We start from the raw sequence: 15838 nt of genomic DNA on the forward strand, positions 1-15838 counted from the left end.
GCAGGGAAAAGCAGGACGGACAGGGGAGCTCCTGTCCGTCCTGTCTTGGTTGAAGCTTGCTTCCCGGCCGTCCGGGAGCCGAGAGGGCCGTCATCTCCATCCCTCCCCCGGGTGCGGGCTTACTTGTCGGCGGGCGCGACCGTCACCTGGACCCGGTCGGGGAAGCTTTCGGTGCGCAGTTTGGCGATCTGCGCGTCGAGGTACTTCTGCGCCGCCTCGCTCGACAGTTTGGCGCGGATCAGCGGCGCGGCCTCCGTCAAGGGCATCAGGCCGGCCTCGGTGCGCTTGGTGACGAGCACGAGGTGCCAGCCGAACTGGGACTGCACGGTCTGCACCTTGTTCAGCGGGCCCTTGAAGCTGGCCGTGTCGAAGGACGCGACCATCTCGCCGGGGCCGAAGCAGCCCAGGTCGCCGCCCTGCGCGGCGCTGCCCGGATCCTGACTCCTGGCCTTGGCGAGCGCCGCGAAGTCCGCGCCGCCCTCGAGCTCCTTGGCGATGGCCTGCGCCTCGGCCTGGGTGGGCACCAGGATGTGCTTCACGCAGGCTTCCGGGTCGCGCTGGAACTCGGCCTTGTGCAGGTTGTAGAACCCGTTCACCAGCGCGTCCCCGAACGTGAAGCGGCCCTGCACCTTCTCCAGGTACGCGTTCACCACGGCGCGGCGTTCCAGTTCGGCGCGCAGGTCGTCGGCGCTGCCGTACCCGGTGGCCTTCAGGGCGTCCAGGAACTCGGCGTCGTCCTTGAAGTCCGCGCGGGCTTCCTGCATCTGGGTGTCGATCACCGCCGCGTCGGCGCTGCCGGACGCGCGGGCGAGCTGCTCCACGGCGCGGTCACGCACGTACTGCTTCAAGAAGTCCGCGCGGGCCTCGGCGAACTGGGTCAGGTAGCTATCCTCGAAGGGGATGCCCTGGGCGTTCAGCACGCGGGCCACGGCCAGGCGGAACGCCTGCTCGTAGGTGGCGAGGGTGTACGACTGCGCGCCCACGCGGGCCACGACGGCCGCCGGGTCCTGGGCGGGCGCGGCGGTCGTGGGGGCGGGGGCCGTGATGGCCGGGGCCGGCGTCGCCGGGGCGGTCGTGTCGGTCTGAGCCAGGGCAGCCCCGGACAGCAGCAGGGCAGTCAACAGGAATTGTTTCACCCCGCCACTCTAGCGTCCCCGCGCCGCTGCACCGTGACAGCGGCGTGAATGCGGCGCGTGACTGCTACAATCCCCCGCGTGCGCCTGAACCTCGTGGAAACCACCGACCCGCGCGTCTATGACGACGCCGTGCGGACCCTGCCCATCACCAGTGCCCTGCAGGGCTGGGGCTACGGCGAGGCCAGGCGGCAGCTCGGGCAGACCCCCGCCCGGTACCTGATCCAGCAGGGTGGCCGCACGGTCGGCGCCCTGCAACTGATCCGCAAGCGGCTCGTGCCGGGCTTCAGCACCCTGTACGCCCCGCGCGGCCCCGCGCTGGAGTCGCTGGACCTGCTGCCCGACGTCGCCGACGCGGTGAAGCGCATCGCGCGGCCCACCGACGCCCTGCTGAAGATCGAGCCGCCCGTGCCGTTCCTGGCGGCCGAGGGCGTCACGCTGCCCGAGGGCTACGGCCCGTTCCGCCGCGCCGACACCGAGCAGCCGGAGCACACCATCGTGGCCGACCTGACCCGCAGCGAGGACGAGCTCTTCGCGGACCTGCACTCCATGGCGCGGCGCAACGTCCGCACCGCGCAGAAGCTCGGCGTCGTGGCCGGGCGCGACGACGACTTCGACGCGTTCTGGGAGATCTTCACCGCCACGAACGAACGCGCCAAACTCGGGGCGTTCCCCCGCGCGTACTACGAGACCATGCTGCGTGAGGGCAACGCGCACGGCGGCGAGGCGTACATCGTCCTGTCGCGCTACCAGGGCCGCGCCCTGGCTGGGGGCTTCTTCCTGGCGATGGGCAAGGGGACCTACTACCTGTTCGGCGGCAGCGTCCGCGACGACCGCGTGAACGAGGACGGCAGCCCCCTGAAGGACGCCAAGGCCCCGGACGCCTTCTACTGGAACGCCATGCTCGACGCCAAGCAGCGCGGGTACGAGCTCTTCGACTTCTGGGGCATTCCGCGCGTGCTGGACGAGAGCAAGCACTCGTACGGCGTGTTCAAGATGAAGCTGAAGTTCAGCGAGCAGCGCGTCTGGTACCCCGCGTACGACCTGAACCTCAACCCCGCCGCGCCCGCCATCGTCAGGGCGCTGCGCTGGCGCAAGACGCAGAACAACCTCCGCAAACGCGGCAGCGCCGACGACGTGCTGTAGGCGGCGCTGCCGGCGGCCATGCGCGGGCGTGGTCCCCGGCGGTCAGTCCCAGTCCCACTCGCGCCAGTCGCTGGCCCTGGCCGCGCCCGGCCCGGCGGATGCCGCCGGCGCGTCCGGCGACGGGTACCAGGGATAGGCGACATGCAGGGCGCGGTCCAGCTGCGTGCGCAGCAGCCCGGCCAGTGTGGTCTCCTCCCTGGCCGTCAGCTTCGGGATCTCGCGGCGCAGGGCCTCCAGCCGGGCGTCCAGCGCCCCCTGGTACGGCTCGCGCGCCTTGCGCACCGAGCCCTTGCGCAGCGGCTCGGGGTGGATGACCGGCACGTACTCGGCCGCCGCGCGTTCCAGCAACTCCTGCCGCGCCAGGGCGCGCGACGCGCGGGTCTGCTCGGCGCGTTCCCGCGCGTCCGCCGCGCGCGCCTGCGCCGCCAGGAACGTGTCGTCCCGCTCGACCTCCAGCACGCGCGCCTCCTCGTACAGCTTCACCGGAGGCAGGCGGCGGCGGCCCATCCGCAGGCCGTTCGGGCGCGTCCGGTCGTGCTCGCCCAGGAAGCGGCGGATCAGCGCGGGCGTCCAGCCGCGCTCCTTGAGGTCCTGCGTCGCCAGGAACCCTGGCGGATTGACCGGTGTCTCGCCGCGCGCCACCTCAGCGCCGCCCGTCCAGGCCCGGCCACTCGCGCCGCAGCAGGTCCAGCCGCACCGCGTCGAAGCGCTCGCCGCGCACCACGCGCGCCTCGCGCACCCGCCCGGCCTCCCGGAAGCCCAGCCGCAGGGCCGCGCGGATCATGCGGTCGTTCCCGCCCCAGGTGCTGAAGGTCAGGACGTGCGCGTCGGTCTCGTCCAGCGTGGCCTGCACCCACAGCGCCAGCGCCCGCGACCCCAGGCCCCGACCCCAGTGCTCCGCCGAGTAGATCAGGATGCCCAGATCCCACCAGCCGCCCCCCACCGGGTCCTCCTCGGCGCGGTTCACCATGCCCACCACCACGCCGCCCACGTCGATCACCCGCTCGTTCGGGTTCGGCGGGCTGGACGCCAGCGCCTGCGCGTACCGCTGCAGGTTCGCGGTGGTGTCCCCAGGGGGCAGGTACGGGGCGTCCCAGGCGCGCCACGCGGCGTCCGGGTCGGTCAGCCAGCGGGTCAGCACCGGCACGTCACGCGGGCGGCGACCCCGCAGGCTCACGGCGGCAGGGGAGAGGTCGGCAGGGGAGGACACGCGCGCATGCTGCCACACCCACGCCCCCCGGACCGCGTGCGGGCCTTCAGCTGAGCTTCAGCGCCCGCAGCAGCGCGGGCAGCAGCGTGCCCGCCGCGACGAGCAGCGCGCCCGCCGACGCGATCAGCACGGCGGCGGCGGCGGCGTCCTTCGCCACCTTCGCCAGCGGGTGCCGCTCCGGGCTGACGAGATCCACGGTCGCCTCCAGCGCGGTGTTCACGAGTTCCAGGCTCAGCACCAGCGCGCAGGCCAGCGCCACGGGGGCGAGCGGGACGCGCAGGGCCAGCGCCGCCCCCAGCGCCAGGGCGGCGGCCCAGCACTCGATGCGGAAATTCGCCTGCGTGCGGTAGGCGTGCCGGACGCCCGCCCACGCGAACCCCGCCGAGCGCTGCCAGCGCCGCGCGTTCCAGGCCGAGCCGTCACTGCGCATGTCGGCGGCTCAGGCCCCGTCGGGCAGGGCCGCGCGGGCCGCGTCCCACGCGCCGTGGAAGACCGCCCACTCGGGGCCGGTCGCGCCCTCCTCGAAGCCCAGGCCCTCCGCGTGCGGATGGTCGTGCCCCACCAGATGCGTCAGGCCGTGGCTGGCCAGGAGCGCCACCTCGCGCGTCAGGCTGTGCCCGCGCGCCTCTGCCTGCCGCGCGGCGGTGTCCAGGCTGATCACGATGTCCCCCAGGTGAGGCGGGATGAACGGATCACCCGGCTCCCAGGTGGGGAAACTCAGCACGTCCGTCACGGCGTCCTCACCCCAGTGCTCGCGCTTCAGGGCGCGGATGGTGCGGTCCCCGACGAGCACGACCGTCACCTCGCGCTCCGGCACGCCGAAGTGCACCATCACCGCCTCCAGGCTCCCGCGCAGCGCGGGACGCAGACCGGCGGGGGGCGTCTTGCGGACAATCAGATCAATCACTCCGTAGAGGATAGAGGATGGCTGATGGCAGATGGAAAGGGCCCGGCAGCTGTGCGCGCCGGGCCTCCTCATCAACGATCGACTATTTACCTCTCGCTCTCCGCCGCGCCGTCCCCTTCGCCCTCGGGAATGCTGGCGAACTCGCCTCGGCGCGCGGCGCGCTTGTCCTGCTCGGCGTTCTCGGCTGTCTCGTACGCCTTGATGATGCGGCCCACCAGCGGGTGGCGGACCACGTCCGCGTCCGTGAACTCATGCCACGCGATGCCGTCGATGTTGCCCAGCACGCGCTTGGCGACTGCCAGGCCGCTCGTGACGTGGCGCGGCAGGTCGATCTGCGTCACGTCGCCGGTCACGACGACCTTGCTGGAAAAGCCCATGCGGGTCAGGAACATCTTCATCTGCTCGCCCGTGGTGTTCTGCGCCTCGTCCAGAATGATGAACGCGTCGTTCAGCGTGCGGCCGCGCATGAACGCCAGCGGGGCGATCTCGATCACGCCGCTCGTCAGGTACGACTCGAACTTCTCCTGGTCCAGCATGTCCTGCAGCGCGTCGTACAGCGGGCGCAGGTACGGGTCGATCTTGGCCTGCAGGTCGCCCGGCAGGAAGCCCAGGCGCTCCCCAGCCTCCACGGCCGGGCGGGTCAGGATGATGCGCTTGACCTTCTTGGCCTTCAGGGCCTGCACGGCCATGGCAACCGCCATGTACGTCTTGCCGGTGCCGGCCGGGCCGATCCCGAAGGTGATGTCGCTCTTGTCGATGCTGTCGAGGTACAGCTTCTGGCCGGGCGTCTTAGGTTTCAGGCCGCGCGGGAGGCTCAGGCCGGTCACCTGGGTCTCGGCCGCGAGGCTGCGGCCCTCGCCGCTCAGGCGCGCCGAGCGCAGCAGGCTGTCGGGGGTCAGTTCGCCGCCGCCCCGCACCACGTCCAGGGCGTCGCGCACCATGCGCTCGGCCGACGCGACCTGATCCTGGTCACCGGTGATCGTGATGGTCTCGCCGCGCGCCACCAGTTTCGCCTTGGTCAGTTCGCGCATGCGGCGCAGGTTCGCGTCTCCCGCCCGAGCAGCGCGTACGCCTCGCGCTGGTTTTCCAGGGTCACGGTCGCGCTGAACGCGCCGGGGGTAGGCAGGGTGCCGCTGTCCTGTTGAGGCTGTGTCAAATCAACTCCAGTGCGCGGGGCGCGGTCCTCGCCCGCACGGGTGGGGCGGAGGGAAGAGGGACGGAAGGGTCGTGCGGAAGGCCCGCAGTCTCGCGCACGGGCGCGGGGTCCGGGGTGCTCCCTGGCACATTGTGCGCCGCTGACGCGGGCAGCTGCATCCGCCATTTCCGCCAGTTCCTTCAGACTTGCCACCGCGCGCCCCCGTACACTGGGCGCGTGACCGTCCCGGATCGACTGAAGACCCCGCGCGCCTTCCTGTTCGCGGATCCAGCGGCGCACTCGCTCTCGCCGCGCATGCATGGCGCGGCCTTCGCGCACGCCGGGCTGCGCGGCACCTACGAGGCGCGGCGCGTGAGCGCCGCCGAACTGCCCGCCGCCGTCGCGGGCCTGCGCGCGCCGGACGTGCTGGGCGCGAACCTCAGCCTGCCGCACAAGGAAGCGGCGCTGCCGCTACTCGATGCGCTCAGTGACGCCGCGCGCGCCATCGGCGCGGTGAACACCGTCATCCACGAGGCCGGGCAGCTGCGCGGCGAGAACACCGACGCGCCCGGCCTGCTGGCGGCCCTGCGCGACGCTGGCCTCGCCGAGCTCTCGCCCGGCGCGCCGGTCGTGATCCTGGGCGCCGGGGGCGCGGCGCGCGCCGCCGCCTTCGTGGCGCTGCGCGACCTGCGCCGCCCGGCCTGGATCGTGAACCGCACCCTGGAGCGCGCGCAGGCCCTCGCGGACGAGTTCCGGGCGTTCGGGGAGGTGCGGGCGGCGTCCGCCGGGGCCACGCCCTGGGACGCCGCGCCGCTGGTCATCAACGCCAGCAGCGCCGGCCTGAACGACCCCGGGCAGACCCCGCTGGACGCCGCCCTGCTGGCCCGGCTGCCGGCGGGGGCGCTCGTGTACGACATGGTCTACAAGCCCGCCGAGACCCGCCTGATGCGCGAGGCGCGCGCCCTCGGCCTGAGCGCCGACAACGGCCTGGGCATGCTGGCCCATCAGGCGCGGCTGGCCTTCCGCGCCTGGACGGGCGCGGACGTGCCCGCCCACGTGTTCCTGGACGCCCTGCGGCCCCCGGAGCCCGCGTGACGGCGCTGCACCGGGCGCGCGGACGTCAGGTGCCCCTGCAGGTCATGCTGCTGGTGGTGATCCTGACCCTGCTCGTGGCGTTCGTGGTGCACGCGTTCGTGCAGGAGCAGCAGCGCAGCCGCTTCGAGCGGGAAGCCGACGCGTACACCCAGGCCCTGCGGGAGCGCGTCTCGGTGTACGAGCGCCTGCTGGAAGCCACCCGGTCGAGCTGGCTGACCCTGGGGCCCAGCAGCACCGAGCAGGACTTCGTGCGGTACGTCAATGGCCTGAACCTCGCCGACCGCTACCCCGGCGTGCAGGCGCTCGGCTACGCCGCCCGCATTCCCAGCGGCGCGTCGGCGGCGCTCCAGACCGAGCTGCGGCGCACGGTGGCGCCCGACGTCCAGATCCGCGCCAGCGGCCCGGTGCAGCCCGAGCGGGTCGTGATCTCGCGCGTGGCGCCCAGCACGCCCACCAACCTGGCGGTGCTGGGGTACGACATGAACAGCGAGCCGCTGCGCCGCGCGGCCTTCCAGGCGGCGGCCCGCAGCGGGCAGGCGCAGGTGACCGCGCCGCTGGGCCTCGCGCAGCGGGACGCGCAGGGCCGCGCCATACCGGGCTTCCTGATCGTCCTGCCGGTCACGGTCGCGGGGCGCAGCGGCATGCTGTACCTCGCGGTGCGCTCCGACGCCTTCCTGCAGGGACTGCTGCCCGCGCCGGGCACGCCGGGCACCGGCGCGCCGCTGCGGCCGGAGGTGCGGCTGGCCGGTCAGTCCCTCACGGCCGGGACGTCGGCGGGCACGCCGGTGTTCCGCACCCGCACCGACCTGAACCTGGCGGGGCAGTCCTGGACGCTGGAGTTCACGGCCGGCAGCGACTTCGGGCGCGACGAGGCGGCGCCGCTGCCGTACCTGATCGCCCTGCTGGGCCTGCTGATCGCCGGGTTCTCGTTCATGACCGTCAAGGCGCAGGTGGACGCCCGCAGCCGGGCCGAGCGGCTGAACGTCTCCCTGAATGGCGCCCGCGCGCTGCAGGAGGCGGCCCGCGCGGAATTCGAGGCGATCTTCCAGTCCATGCAGGACGCCGCCGTGTTCACCGACGCCGAGGGCCGCATCCGGCTGGTCAACCGGGCCCTGCGGGACTGGCTGGGCCGGGACGATCTGGAGGGCCGTCCGCTGGGCATCATTCACGCCGACCGGCGGCTCGACGGGCGCAGCCGCTTCGCGCCGCTGTCCACCAGCTACGTGCGCGCCGATGGCAGCGTCTTTTCCGGCGAGGCGCAGCGCAGCGAGGTGCTCTCCCCGGACGGCACGCCGCTGGGCCTGCTGGAAGTCGTGCGGGACATCCGCGAGCGGGTGGCGGCCGAGCAGGCCGTGCAGGCCGAGGAGCGGCGCTCGCGGGCCATCCTGGACGCCCTGCCGACCGTGGTGCAGCTCTCGGGCCGCAGCGGCCGCGTCCGTTACCGCAACCTCGCGCACCAGCAGCAGCTGGGCCGGGCGGATCTGGCCGAGCACCTGCGGCCCGAGGAGCGCGGCGCCTTCGCGCAGTGGCGCGAGCAGGTGGGCGCCAGCGGCCGCGACGCCAGCAGCGAGTGGCAGCTCACCACCGCGCGCGGCGAGCGCTGGTTTCAGGTGCGGGTCAATCCGGTGCGCGACCCCACCGATCCCGGTGAGCAGACGCTGAGCGGCTGGGTGACCACCGCCACGGACATCCACGACCGTCTGGTGGCCGAAAGGCGCGCCCAGCGCAACGAGGAACGCTACCGCGCCGTGCTGGAGGGCATGCCGCAGATCGTGTGGCTGACCGACCCGCGCGGCACGTTCGCGTACTTCAACCGCCGCTGGTCGGAATTCGTGGGCGAGGCGCGCGCCGCGCAGCCGCTGAGCAGCCTGATCCACCCGGAAGACCGCGCCGACTACCAGCGCGGCTGGCAGGCAGCCCTGAGTACCGGGCGGGCCTTCGAGGCCGAGCACCGCCTGCTGCGCGCCGACGGCCAGTACCGCGCCTTCGTGACCCGCGGCCTGCCGGTGCTCGACGGCGAGGGGCAGGTCATGGAATGGGTGGGGACGAGCACCGACGTGGACGATCAGGTGTACGCCGAGCAGACCGCCCGCCTGCTGGCCGACGTGACCGAGCAGCTGGCCGGACGCAGCGACGACCCCAGCCACCTGCGCCACGACCGCTACCGCGCCGCGCTGGCCCGCCTGGATACCCGCTTCGTGGACAGCGGCGCCCTGTGGACGGTCAGTCCGACGCAGCTGGTCGCGGTGTCCTCGCCCTCGGCCACGTGGCACGCCGCGGCCCTCCAGGTGGTGGCCGGACGCGCCATCGAGCAGGTCATGTCCAGTGAGGACCCGGTATTCATTGACGCCGATCCGGCGCTGCACCGGGTGCACGCGACCGGCGCGCTGTTCTACCCCCTGACGGGCCGGGACGGCGCGCTGATCGGCGTGCTGGGCCTGCTCTACCGTCAGGCCCTGACCGCCCGGGATCAGGACCTCGCGCAGGAACTCGCGGGGCGTTTCGCGTCCGCCCTAACGAACGACCGCCTGCAGGAGCGCGTGCTGGCCGCGCAGGCCGACCTGCAGCTCCTCAACCAGTCGCTGGAGGAGCGCGTGCAGCAGCGCACCCGGGAACTGGAGAGCGCCAACCGCGAACTGGAGGCCTTCAGTTACTCGGTCAGCCACGACCTGCGCACGCCGCTGCGGCACATCGTGGGCTTCGGCGAGCTGCTCGCCAAGGAGACCGGCGAGGGCCTGAGCCCCAAGGGCCAGCGCTACCTGACGGTCATCAAGGACTCGGCCAGCCGCATGAGCCAGCTCATCGACGATCTGCTGGCCTTCTCGCGCATGGGCCGCCAGGAGATGCGCCAGGTGCCGGTGGACCTGAGGCGCGTGATCGAGACGAGCTGGCACAGCCTGGAGCCTGACCGGGCCGGGCGGGTCATCCGCTTCACGCTGCCGGACAGGCTGCCCACCGTGCAGGGCGACGAGTCCCTGCTGACCCTGGTGTTCACCAACCTGCTCAGCAACGCCATCAAGTACTCGCGGGGCCGTGAGGAGGCGCAGGTGACGGTCAGCGCCGAGACCACTCAACATGAAGTGACGGTAAACGTCCGGGACAACGGCCTCGGTTTCGATCCCCGTTACGCGGATAAACTGTTCGGCGTGTTTCAACGACTGCACCGCGCCGACGAATTCGAAGGCATCGGCATCGGCCTGGCGAACGTCCGCCGGATCGTCACCCGCCACGGAGGCCGCGTGAGCGCCGAGGGACGCCCCGGCGAGGGCGCCACCTTCAGCGTCACCCTGCCCCTCCAGGGGCCCGCATGAGCGACGCCCTGCCCGTCAGCGGCGCGCCCCTGCGCGTCCTGCACCTCGAAGACAGCGAACTCGACCATGAACTCGTCACCATGCACGTGGAGGCCGAGCTGCCCTGGCCGGTCGAGTTCACGCGCGTCGAGGACGAACCGGCCTTCCTGAGCGCCCTGAGCAGCGTGCAGCCCCACCTGATCCTGAGCGACTTCGCGCTGCCCAGCTACGACGGCCTGAGCGCCTACCGCGCCGCGCACGTGCGGGTGCCCAGCGTGCCGTTCATCATCGTGACCGGCGCCATGGGCGAGGAGACGGCCGTGGACACCCTGCGCGAGGGCGTCACCGACTACATCCTCAAGCAGCGGCTCGAGCGGTTGCCGTCCAGCATCCGCCGCGCCATGAACGAGGTCGAGTCGCGCATCCAGCGTGAGCGGGCCGAGCGGGAGATCCGCGCCCTGAACGAACGCCTGCGCGCCCGACTGGACGAGGTCGAGCGGCTGCGTAACACCGCCGAACGCCAGAGCCAGCGCCTGGAAATCCAGGCCAAGCAGCTCGAGGAGGCCCTGAACCTCCAGAAGACCTTCCTGGCCGAGACCAGCCACGAACTGCGCACCCCCCTGACGGCCCTGCACGGCTACCTGCGCCGCGCCGAACGCGAGGCCGGCGGCAGCCAGACCCTCCAGGACGCGCAGCGCGTCGCGGAGAACATGACCCGCCTCGTGAACGACCTGCTGCAACTCTCGCGCGGGGAACTCGTGCAGAGCATCGAGATGCACTTCACGAACCTCGGGAACCTGCTGCGGCAGGTGGGCCGCGACTACGGCGTGCAGGCCCCGGACGGCAACTACGAGATCGTGGGCGACCCCGGGCGCCTCACCCAGGTGTTCGTGAACCTGGTGTCGAACGCGATCCGCGTGACCGGCAACGCCGGCCTGGTGCAGCTGGAGGTCGAGCCGCGTGCCGGCGAGATCGAGGTGCGGGTCGTGGATCACGGTCCCGGCGTGCCCGACGCCGTCAAACCCCGCATCTTCGACAAGTTCTACCGCGGCAAGGAGGCCGGGTCGGCCGGCCTGGGCCTGACCATCGCGCAGCAGGTCGTCACGGCGCACGGCGGCACCATCGACGTGATCGACACGCCGGGCGGCGGGGCCACCTTCCGGGTGCGCCTGCCCGAACTGGAGGACGACGAGCCCGAGGACGACCTGAGCAGCGACCTGACCCTCAGCGAGAGCGAACTGGACGCCCTGACCGAGACGTCGCTGCGCGAAGGCGAGCGTGAGGAGACAGGGGCGGACGGTACAGAGACCCGGACAGGGCCGAGCGGCGTGCGCCCGGACGCGCTAGCGTGAGGGCATGAAGAAGACCCTGAACGTCACCTGGCTCGGCGAGCAGCGTTACCTGGGCGTCAGCGAGAGCGGCCACCAGCTCCTGATCGACAACAGCCCCACCAAGATCGGCGTGTCCCCCATGGAGGCCCTGCTGGGCGCCCTGGCCACCTGCACCGCCTACGACGTGGTCGAGATCATGAAAAAACGCCGCACGCCCCTGGCGAGCTACCGCATTGAGGTCGAGGGCGAGCGCGCCGACACCGACCCCAAGCGCTACACGACCATCACCGTGCGCCACATCGCCAGTGGTGAGGGTGTCACCGAGGACGCGCTGAGCAAGGCGGCGCACCTCAGCCACGAGAAGTACTGCTCCGTGGCGGCCAGCCTGAACAGCGACATCAGCGTGGAAACCCGCGTCGAGTAAGCCGGGCCCGAACGAGGGGGCCGCACCGGACATGCCGGTGCGGCCCCCTCGTCCAGCTGGCGTCAGGCTGGAACGGTCATGGCCAGCAGCGCCCGGTCCAGACGTTCGAGCAGCAGGTTCACCTCGGCGGCCGTGATGCTCAGGGGCGGCCCCAGCAGCAGGTGATCGCCGCGCACGCCGTCCACCGCGCCGGAGCCCGGGTAGGTCAGCAGGCCCTCCTCGCGCGCGGCGGCAGCCACCCGTTCGGCCAGCCCGGGCCGTTCGGAGGCCTGCCCGGTCGCCGGATCGCCCAGCACCACGCCCAGCAGCAGCCCCTGCCCACGCACCGCCAGGACCTGCGGGTGCCGCGCCTTCAGGCCCTCCAGACCGGACAGGAGCTGCGCGCCGCGCTCGCGGGCCGCCTGCACCAGACCCTCCTGCTCGACGATGTCCAGGACGCTCAGCCCTGCCGCCACGCTGACCGGATGACCGGCGTACGTGAAGCCGTGCTTGAAGGCGCCGCTGCCACCCATGACCGTGTCGTAGATCGGCGGGCTGGCCATCAGGCCTGCCAGGGGCGCGTAGCCCGCCGCCAGCCCCTTGCCCAGCACCACGATGTCCGGCGTGACATCCCCGTCCAGGCGCACGGCCAGCGGCGCGCCGCAGCGGCCCATCCCGCTCATGACCTCGTCCGCGACGAACAGCACGCCGTACTCCCGGCAGATCGCCGCGATCCGCGCGTGGTACCCGGCGTTCGGGGCGAGCGCCGCGTCCGACGCGCCCACCACCGGCTCGCAGATGAACGCCGCGACGGACTCCGGCCCGGCGTCCTCCAGCACCGCGCGCAGCCGCTCGGCGTCCTCCTCGCCGCTCAGGGTCGGGTCGGGTTTCGGCATCTTCGGCCAGGCATCCTCGCGGATCAGGGGCGCGTACACCTCGCGCCGCGCGCCCATCCCCGACGCGGCCAGCGCGCCCAGCGACGCCCCGTGGTAACTGGGCACTCGCGTGATCACCTTGAAGCGCCCCGGCTCGCCCCGCTCGACGTGGTACTGGCGGGCCAGCTTGATCGCGCTCTCGTTCGCCTCGGAGCCCCCCGACACCGCCCAGAAGCGGAAGGCGGGCAGGCTCAGGAAGTCCGCGAGGCGCGACGCGTACGCCTCCAGCACGTCACTCGTGAGCTGCGAGCCGTGCACAAACGCCAGCCGCGACGCCTGCGCGGCCATCGCCTGCGCTACGGCCGCCCGCCCATGCCCGATGTTCGCCACGAGCGCCCCGGACGACCCGTCCAGGAACGACCGGCCGTCCTGCGTCTCGATGAACACGCCCCCGGCGCGCACGGCGACCGGGTACGACTTGCTGCTGCGGTAGAACACGTTCGACATAACTATCCTTTCCGGCCCGCGCGGGGGCCGGGTCTTCACCAGGTGTCGCCGCCGCCGGGAGGAGGCCACGCCCCCAGCGCCTGCCGCACCGTCACCACCTGCCCGAAGTGATGCGCGGTATGCAGCGCCATGTCCGCCAGCAGCTCCCCGATGGTCTCCTCGTGGTTCACGGGGTTGGACAGGTCCGGGCGGGCCGCGTGCGGGTCGATGCGGGCCAGCAGCTCGTAGAACTCGTTCTTCACGCGCGGCCAGTCGCTGGGCTGCACCTCGGGCCAGGTGTCCGCCGCGTGCTTCGGGTACGGCTGGGCCTGACCCATCTCGATGATGTCCAGCATCCAGCGGTTCCACCAGTTCACGTGCGCCACGAGTTCCGCGACGCTGTGCGGCAGCCCCGCCGGGCGCGCCGCGGCCTGCTCGTCGGTCAGGCCGCTGAGGGACGCCTCGACCCCCACGAACGCCTGCCCCCCCCGGAACAGTTTCGGCAGGAGCCGGGCGAACGCGAGCTGCGAGCGTTGATTGCGGGTGTCATCCGTCATGTGGCTAGTGTCCCAGATTGAGGCGAGAAACGAGAATGGGCGGATGGAACCCCAACAGTCCGACAAGGTCACGACCCTGTCCGACCTGGGCCTGCGCCTGCGCCGCGCGGCGGACATCCCGGCCCTGATTGGCGCGCTGTACGGTCAGCCGGGGCTGCTGCTGCGCGACACCGACCTGGGCCCCGACTTCCTGAACCTGCGTACGGGCCTGCTGGGTGAGCTGTTCCAGAAGTTCGTGAACTACCGCCTGCCCGTCGCGGTGGTCGTGCCCGACCCGGCCCGGTACGGCGAGCGCTTCGCGGAACTCGCCCGCGAGCACGCCCGCCATCCACTCATCCGCTTCGTGCCGGGCGAGGCGGCGGGGCGGGCGTGGCTGCGTGGGCAACCCTGACCACAGCCCGCGTACCCGGTCATCTGGATTCCGTCTGTTTCGTTGACAACCCGGCAGAGCACCGGGTTGCCCACTCCACGCCCGGAATCCTCTGGGCTCCCACTCGCGTCCGCTCGGATTGAACGGTTTTTGCCAGACCATTCAATCGGAGTGGGCATCAGTAGCGCTGCGCGATGGTCTTCGTCTGGAGGAACCAGAACAGGTAGTCCGGGCCGCCCACCTTGGCGTTCGTGCCGCTCATGCCGTAACCGCCGAAGGCGTGCGTGCCGCTCAGCGCGCCCGTGCACTTGCGGTTGATGTACAGGTTGCCGACGTGCATCTTTTTCCGGGCCTCGTCGATCTTGCGGGGGTCGCGGGAGTAGAACGCGGCGGTCAGGCCGTACTCGCTGTCGTTCGCCAGTTCGATGGCGTGCTGCCAGTCGCGTGCCTTCGTGAACGCCAGGACGGGGCCGAAGATCTCCTCCTGGAACAGGGCGTCGTCGGCGGGCACGTCCGCGAGGATGGTGGGGGCCACGTAGCCGCCCACGCGCTCGCCCACGTCGGGCGTCTCGCCGCCCAGCAGCAGGCGCACGCGGCCCTGCCCCTCCTGCACGTACGTCTGGATGCGCTCGGCGCTGCCCTGCGTGATCACCGGGCCGAGGTCGGCGTTCTCCTCGGGCAGGCCCACCTTCAGGCCGCGCGCCTTCTCGACCACCCGGACCAGCAGGTCGTCGTACACGCTCTCCTCGACGATCACGCGCGAGCAGGCGCTGCACTTCTGCCCGCTGTACCCGAACGCCGCCTGCACGATGCCGGTCGCGGCGGCCTCCAGGTCACCGTCGGCGCACACCACCGTCGGGTCCTTGCCGCCCATCTCGGCGATGACGCGCTTGAGCCACTTCTGGCCCGGCTGCACCCGCGCGGCCCGCTCGTAGATGCGGCAGCCGATCTCCTTGCTGCCCGTGAACGCGATCATCCGCACGCCGGGGTGATCGACCAGGGGATCGCCCAGCACGTCGTCCGTGCCGGTCAGGAACTGCACCGCGCCGCGCGGCAGCCCGGCCTCGAACAGCAGTTCGATCATCAGGTACGACGACAGTGGCGTCTCGGACGCGGGCTTCCACACGACGGTGTTCCCGGCGGCCAGCGCGCCCAGCGCCATGCCCAGTGGGATCGCGCTGGGGAAGTTCCAGGGGCTGATGCAGGCCACGACGCCCAGCGGCTCGTACACGGTCGTGACGTGCTCGTCCGGCATGGGGTACACGGGTTTGCCGCTCGCCCAGCGCAGGGCCTCGCGCGCGAAGACCTCGAAGTGATCCACGGACTCCGCGACCTCACCGTCGGCCTCGGCCCAGTTCTTGCCGTTCTCCAGGGTCATGACGGCGTTGAACTCCATGCGGCGCGCGCGCAGCAGCTCGGCGGCCCGCTTGAAGATCGTGGCGCGCTGGAACGGCTCGGTGAAGCGCCACTCCTCGAACGCGGCCTGCGCGGCCTGCACGGCCTCGTCCAGCTGCGCGGGGGTGGCCTTCTGGAAGGACCAGACGACCTCGCGCGTGTCGGCGGGGTTGCGGACGTCGAAGGTGCCCTCGCCCTGGACCTCCTGCCCGTTCACGATCAGGGGGAACGTCTGGCCGAGGTACCGCTCGCGGACCTGCGTGAACGCGGCGCGCTGCCGCGCGGCGACCTGCTCGTCCTTGAAGTTGAAGTACGGTTCATGCTCGAAGGGAAGGAACCCTTCCATCAGGGTGCTGCTCATACGGACCTCCTTGCGGTTGCCGCGAGGCTAACACACCCGCCCCGGGGCAGGGAAACACGCTGTCAGACGCTCAAAATGCCTGACCGGGAGGTTCGGCGCAGGTGGCGAAACGCGCCCCAGACCTGTCAATTGAAAGGTGGCCGT

Annotated in this window: 14 protein-coding genes and 1 pseudogene; 6 read left to right on the forward strand and 9 right to left on the reverse strand. The window is 71.9% G+C overall.

The window, feature by feature from the left end:
* Nucleotides 1-119 precede the first annotated feature (119 nt).
* Complete coding sequence (locus tag AUC44_RS07345) at nt 120-1136, reverse strand: peptidylprolyl isomerase (protein ID WP_062158054.1); 1017 nt, start codon at nt 1134-1136, stop codon at nt 120-122.
* A gap of 78 nt (nt 1137-1214) precedes the next feature.
* On the opposite strand from AUC44_RS07345, the gene AUC44_RS07350 reads away from it, so the two are divergent.
* Nucleotides 1215-2279 (forward strand): lipid II:glycine glycyltransferase FemX, encoded by a 1065-nt coding sequence (locus AUC44_RS07350; RefSeq protein WP_062158055.1) that lies wholly within the window; start codon nt 1215-1217, stop codon nt 2277-2279.
* 42 nt (nt 2280-2321) lie between these two features.
* Here AUC44_RS07350 and AUC44_RS07355 read toward each other — a convergent pair whose 3' ends face one another.
* From AUC44_RS07355 to AUC44_RS07375, 5 genes and pseudogenes are all read right to left on the reverse strand, one after another.
* On the reverse strand, nt 2322-2921 hold the full coding sequence (locus tag AUC44_RS07355) for a hypothetical protein (protein WP_062158056.1): 600 nt from the start codon (nt 2919-2921) through the stop codon (nt 2322-2324).
* Between the two features lies 1 nt (nt 2922).
* Nucleotides 2923-3489: a GNAT family N-acetyltransferase gene (locus AUC44_RS07360; RefSeq protein WP_062158057.1), complete on the reverse strand. Its 567-nt coding sequence runs from the start codon at nt 3487-3489 to the stop codon at nt 2923-2925.
* 46 nt (nt 3490-3535) lie between these two features.
* The gene (locus tag AUC44_RS07365; RefSeq protein WP_062158058.1) at nt 3536-3919 is read right to left on the reverse strand and encodes a diacylglycerol kinase; all 384 of its coding nucleotides are present in this window, start codon (nt 3917-3919) and stop codon (nt 3536-3538) included.
* A 9-nt stretch (nt 3920-3928) separates the two neighbouring features.
* Nucleotides 3929-4396, reverse strand: coding sequence for an rRNA maturation RNase YbeY (ybeY, locus tag AUC44_RS07370; RefSeq protein WP_062158059.1), 468 nt, complete (start codon nt 4394-4396; stop codon nt 3929-3931).
* A gap of 86 nt (nt 4397-4482) precedes the next feature.
* Nucleotides 4483-5522, reverse strand: a pseudogene (locus tag AUC44_RS07375) (PhoH family protein).
* A 324-nt stretch (nt 5523-5846) separates the two neighbouring features.
* Here AUC44_RS07375 and aroE point away from each other — a divergent pair.
* The 4 genes from aroE to AUC44_RS07395 are packed head-to-tail and all read left to right on the forward strand — an operon-like array spanning nt 5847 to nt 11671.
* Nucleotides 5847-6626: a shikimate dehydrogenase gene (gene aroE / locus AUC44_RS07380; RefSeq protein ID WP_062159736.1), complete on the forward strand. Its 780-nt coding sequence runs from the start codon at nt 5847-5849 to the stop codon at nt 6624-6626.
* Complete coding sequence (locus tag AUC44_RS07385) at nt 6623-9937, forward strand: CHASE domain-containing protein (protein WP_335338698.1); 3315 nt, start codon at nt 6623-6625, stop codon at nt 9935-9937. The genes aroE and AUC44_RS07385 overlap by 4 nt, the downstream gene beginning before the upstream one ends.
* The gene (locus AUC44_RS07390) at nt 9934-11268 is read left to right on the forward strand and encodes a sensor histidine kinase (protein WP_082688980.1); all 1335 of its coding nucleotides are present in this window, start codon (nt 9934-9936) and stop codon (nt 11266-11268) included. The genes AUC44_RS07385 and AUC44_RS07390 overlap by 4 nt, the downstream gene beginning before the upstream one ends.
* Nucleotides 11269-11272: 4 nt before the next feature.
* Nucleotides 11273-11671, forward strand: coding sequence for an OsmC family protein (locus AUC44_RS07395; protein WP_062158060.1), 399 nt, complete (start codon nt 11273-11275; stop codon nt 11669-11671).
* A 62-nt stretch (nt 11672-11733) separates the two neighbouring features.
* Here AUC44_RS07395 and AUC44_RS07400 read toward each other — a convergent pair whose 3' ends face one another.
* Together AUC44_RS07400 and AUC44_RS07405 are read right to left on the reverse strand one after the other, a co-directional pair.
* Nucleotides 11734-13032: an aminotransferase family protein gene (locus tag AUC44_RS07400; RefSeq protein ID WP_062158061.1), complete on the reverse strand. Its 1299-nt coding sequence runs from the start codon at nt 13030-13032 to the stop codon at nt 11734-11736.
* Nucleotides 13033-13067: 35 nt separating this feature from the next.
* Nucleotides 13068-13568, reverse strand: a complete 501-nt coding sequence (locus AUC44_RS07405) for a DinB family protein (RefSeq protein ID WP_062158062.1) — start codon at nt 13566-13568, stop codon at nt 13068-13070.
* Nucleotides 13569-13611: 43 nt separating this feature from the next.
* Between AUC44_RS07405 and AUC44_RS07410 the strand changes: the two genes are divergently transcribed.
* Complete coding sequence (locus tag AUC44_RS07410) at nt 13612-13959, forward strand: DUF4180 domain-containing protein (RefSeq protein WP_062158063.1); 348 nt, start codon at nt 13612-13614, stop codon at nt 13957-13959.
* Between the two features lie 157 nt (nt 13960-14116).
* Here the strand turns inward: AUC44_RS07410 and AUC44_RS07415 are convergent, their stop codons facing one another.
* Entirely contained in the window at nt 14117-15694 is a 1578-nt protein-coding gene (locus AUC44_RS07415) for an L-glutamate gamma-semialdehyde dehydrogenase (protein WP_062158064.1), read from the reverse strand.
* Nucleotides 15695-15838: the final 144 nt, after the last annotated feature.

The sequence above is a fragment of the Deinococcus actinosclerus genome (assembly GCF_001507665.1).
In the GTDB taxonomy this organism is placed as follows: domain Bacteria; phylum Deinococcota; class Deinococci; order Deinococcales; family Deinococcaceae; genus Deinococcus; species Deinococcus actinosclerus.

What these genes read in the sequence shown, in the direction of transcription:
- AUC44_RS07415 (WP_062158064.1), bottom strand. Translation starts at nt 15,694, where the DNA reads ATGAGCAGCACCCTGATGGAAGGGTTCCTTCCCTTCGAGCATGAACCG.
- AUC44_RS07390 (WP_082688980.1), top strand. Translation starts at nt 9,934, where the DNA reads ATGAGCGACGCCCTGCCCGTCAGCGGCGCGCCCCTGCGCGTCCTGCAC.
- AUC44_RS07400 (WP_062158061.1), bottom strand. Translation starts at nt 13,032, where the DNA reads ATGTCGAACGTGTTCTACCGCAGCAGCAAGTCGTACCCGGTCGCCGTG.
- AUC44_RS07395 (WP_062158060.1), top strand. Translation starts at nt 11,273, where the DNA reads ATGAAGAAGACCCTGAACGTCACCTGGCTCGGCGAGCAGCGTTACCTG.
- AUC44_RS07410 (WP_062158063.1), top strand. Translation starts at nt 13,612, where the DNA reads ATGGAACCCCAACAGTCCGACAAGGTCACGACCCTGTCCGACCTGGGC.
- aroE (WP_062159736.1), top strand. Translation starts at nt 5,847, where the DNA reads ATGCATGGCGCGGCCTTCGCGCACGCCGGGCTGCGCGGCACCTACGAG.
- AUC44_RS07405 (WP_062158062.1), bottom strand. Translation starts at nt 13,568, where the DNA reads ATGACGGATGACACCCGCAATCAACGCTCGCAGCTCGCGTTCGCCCGG.
- AUC44_RS07365 (WP_062158058.1), bottom strand. Translation starts at nt 3,919, where the DNA reads ATGCGCAGTGACGGCTCGGCCTGGAACGCGCGGCGCTGGCAGCGCTCG.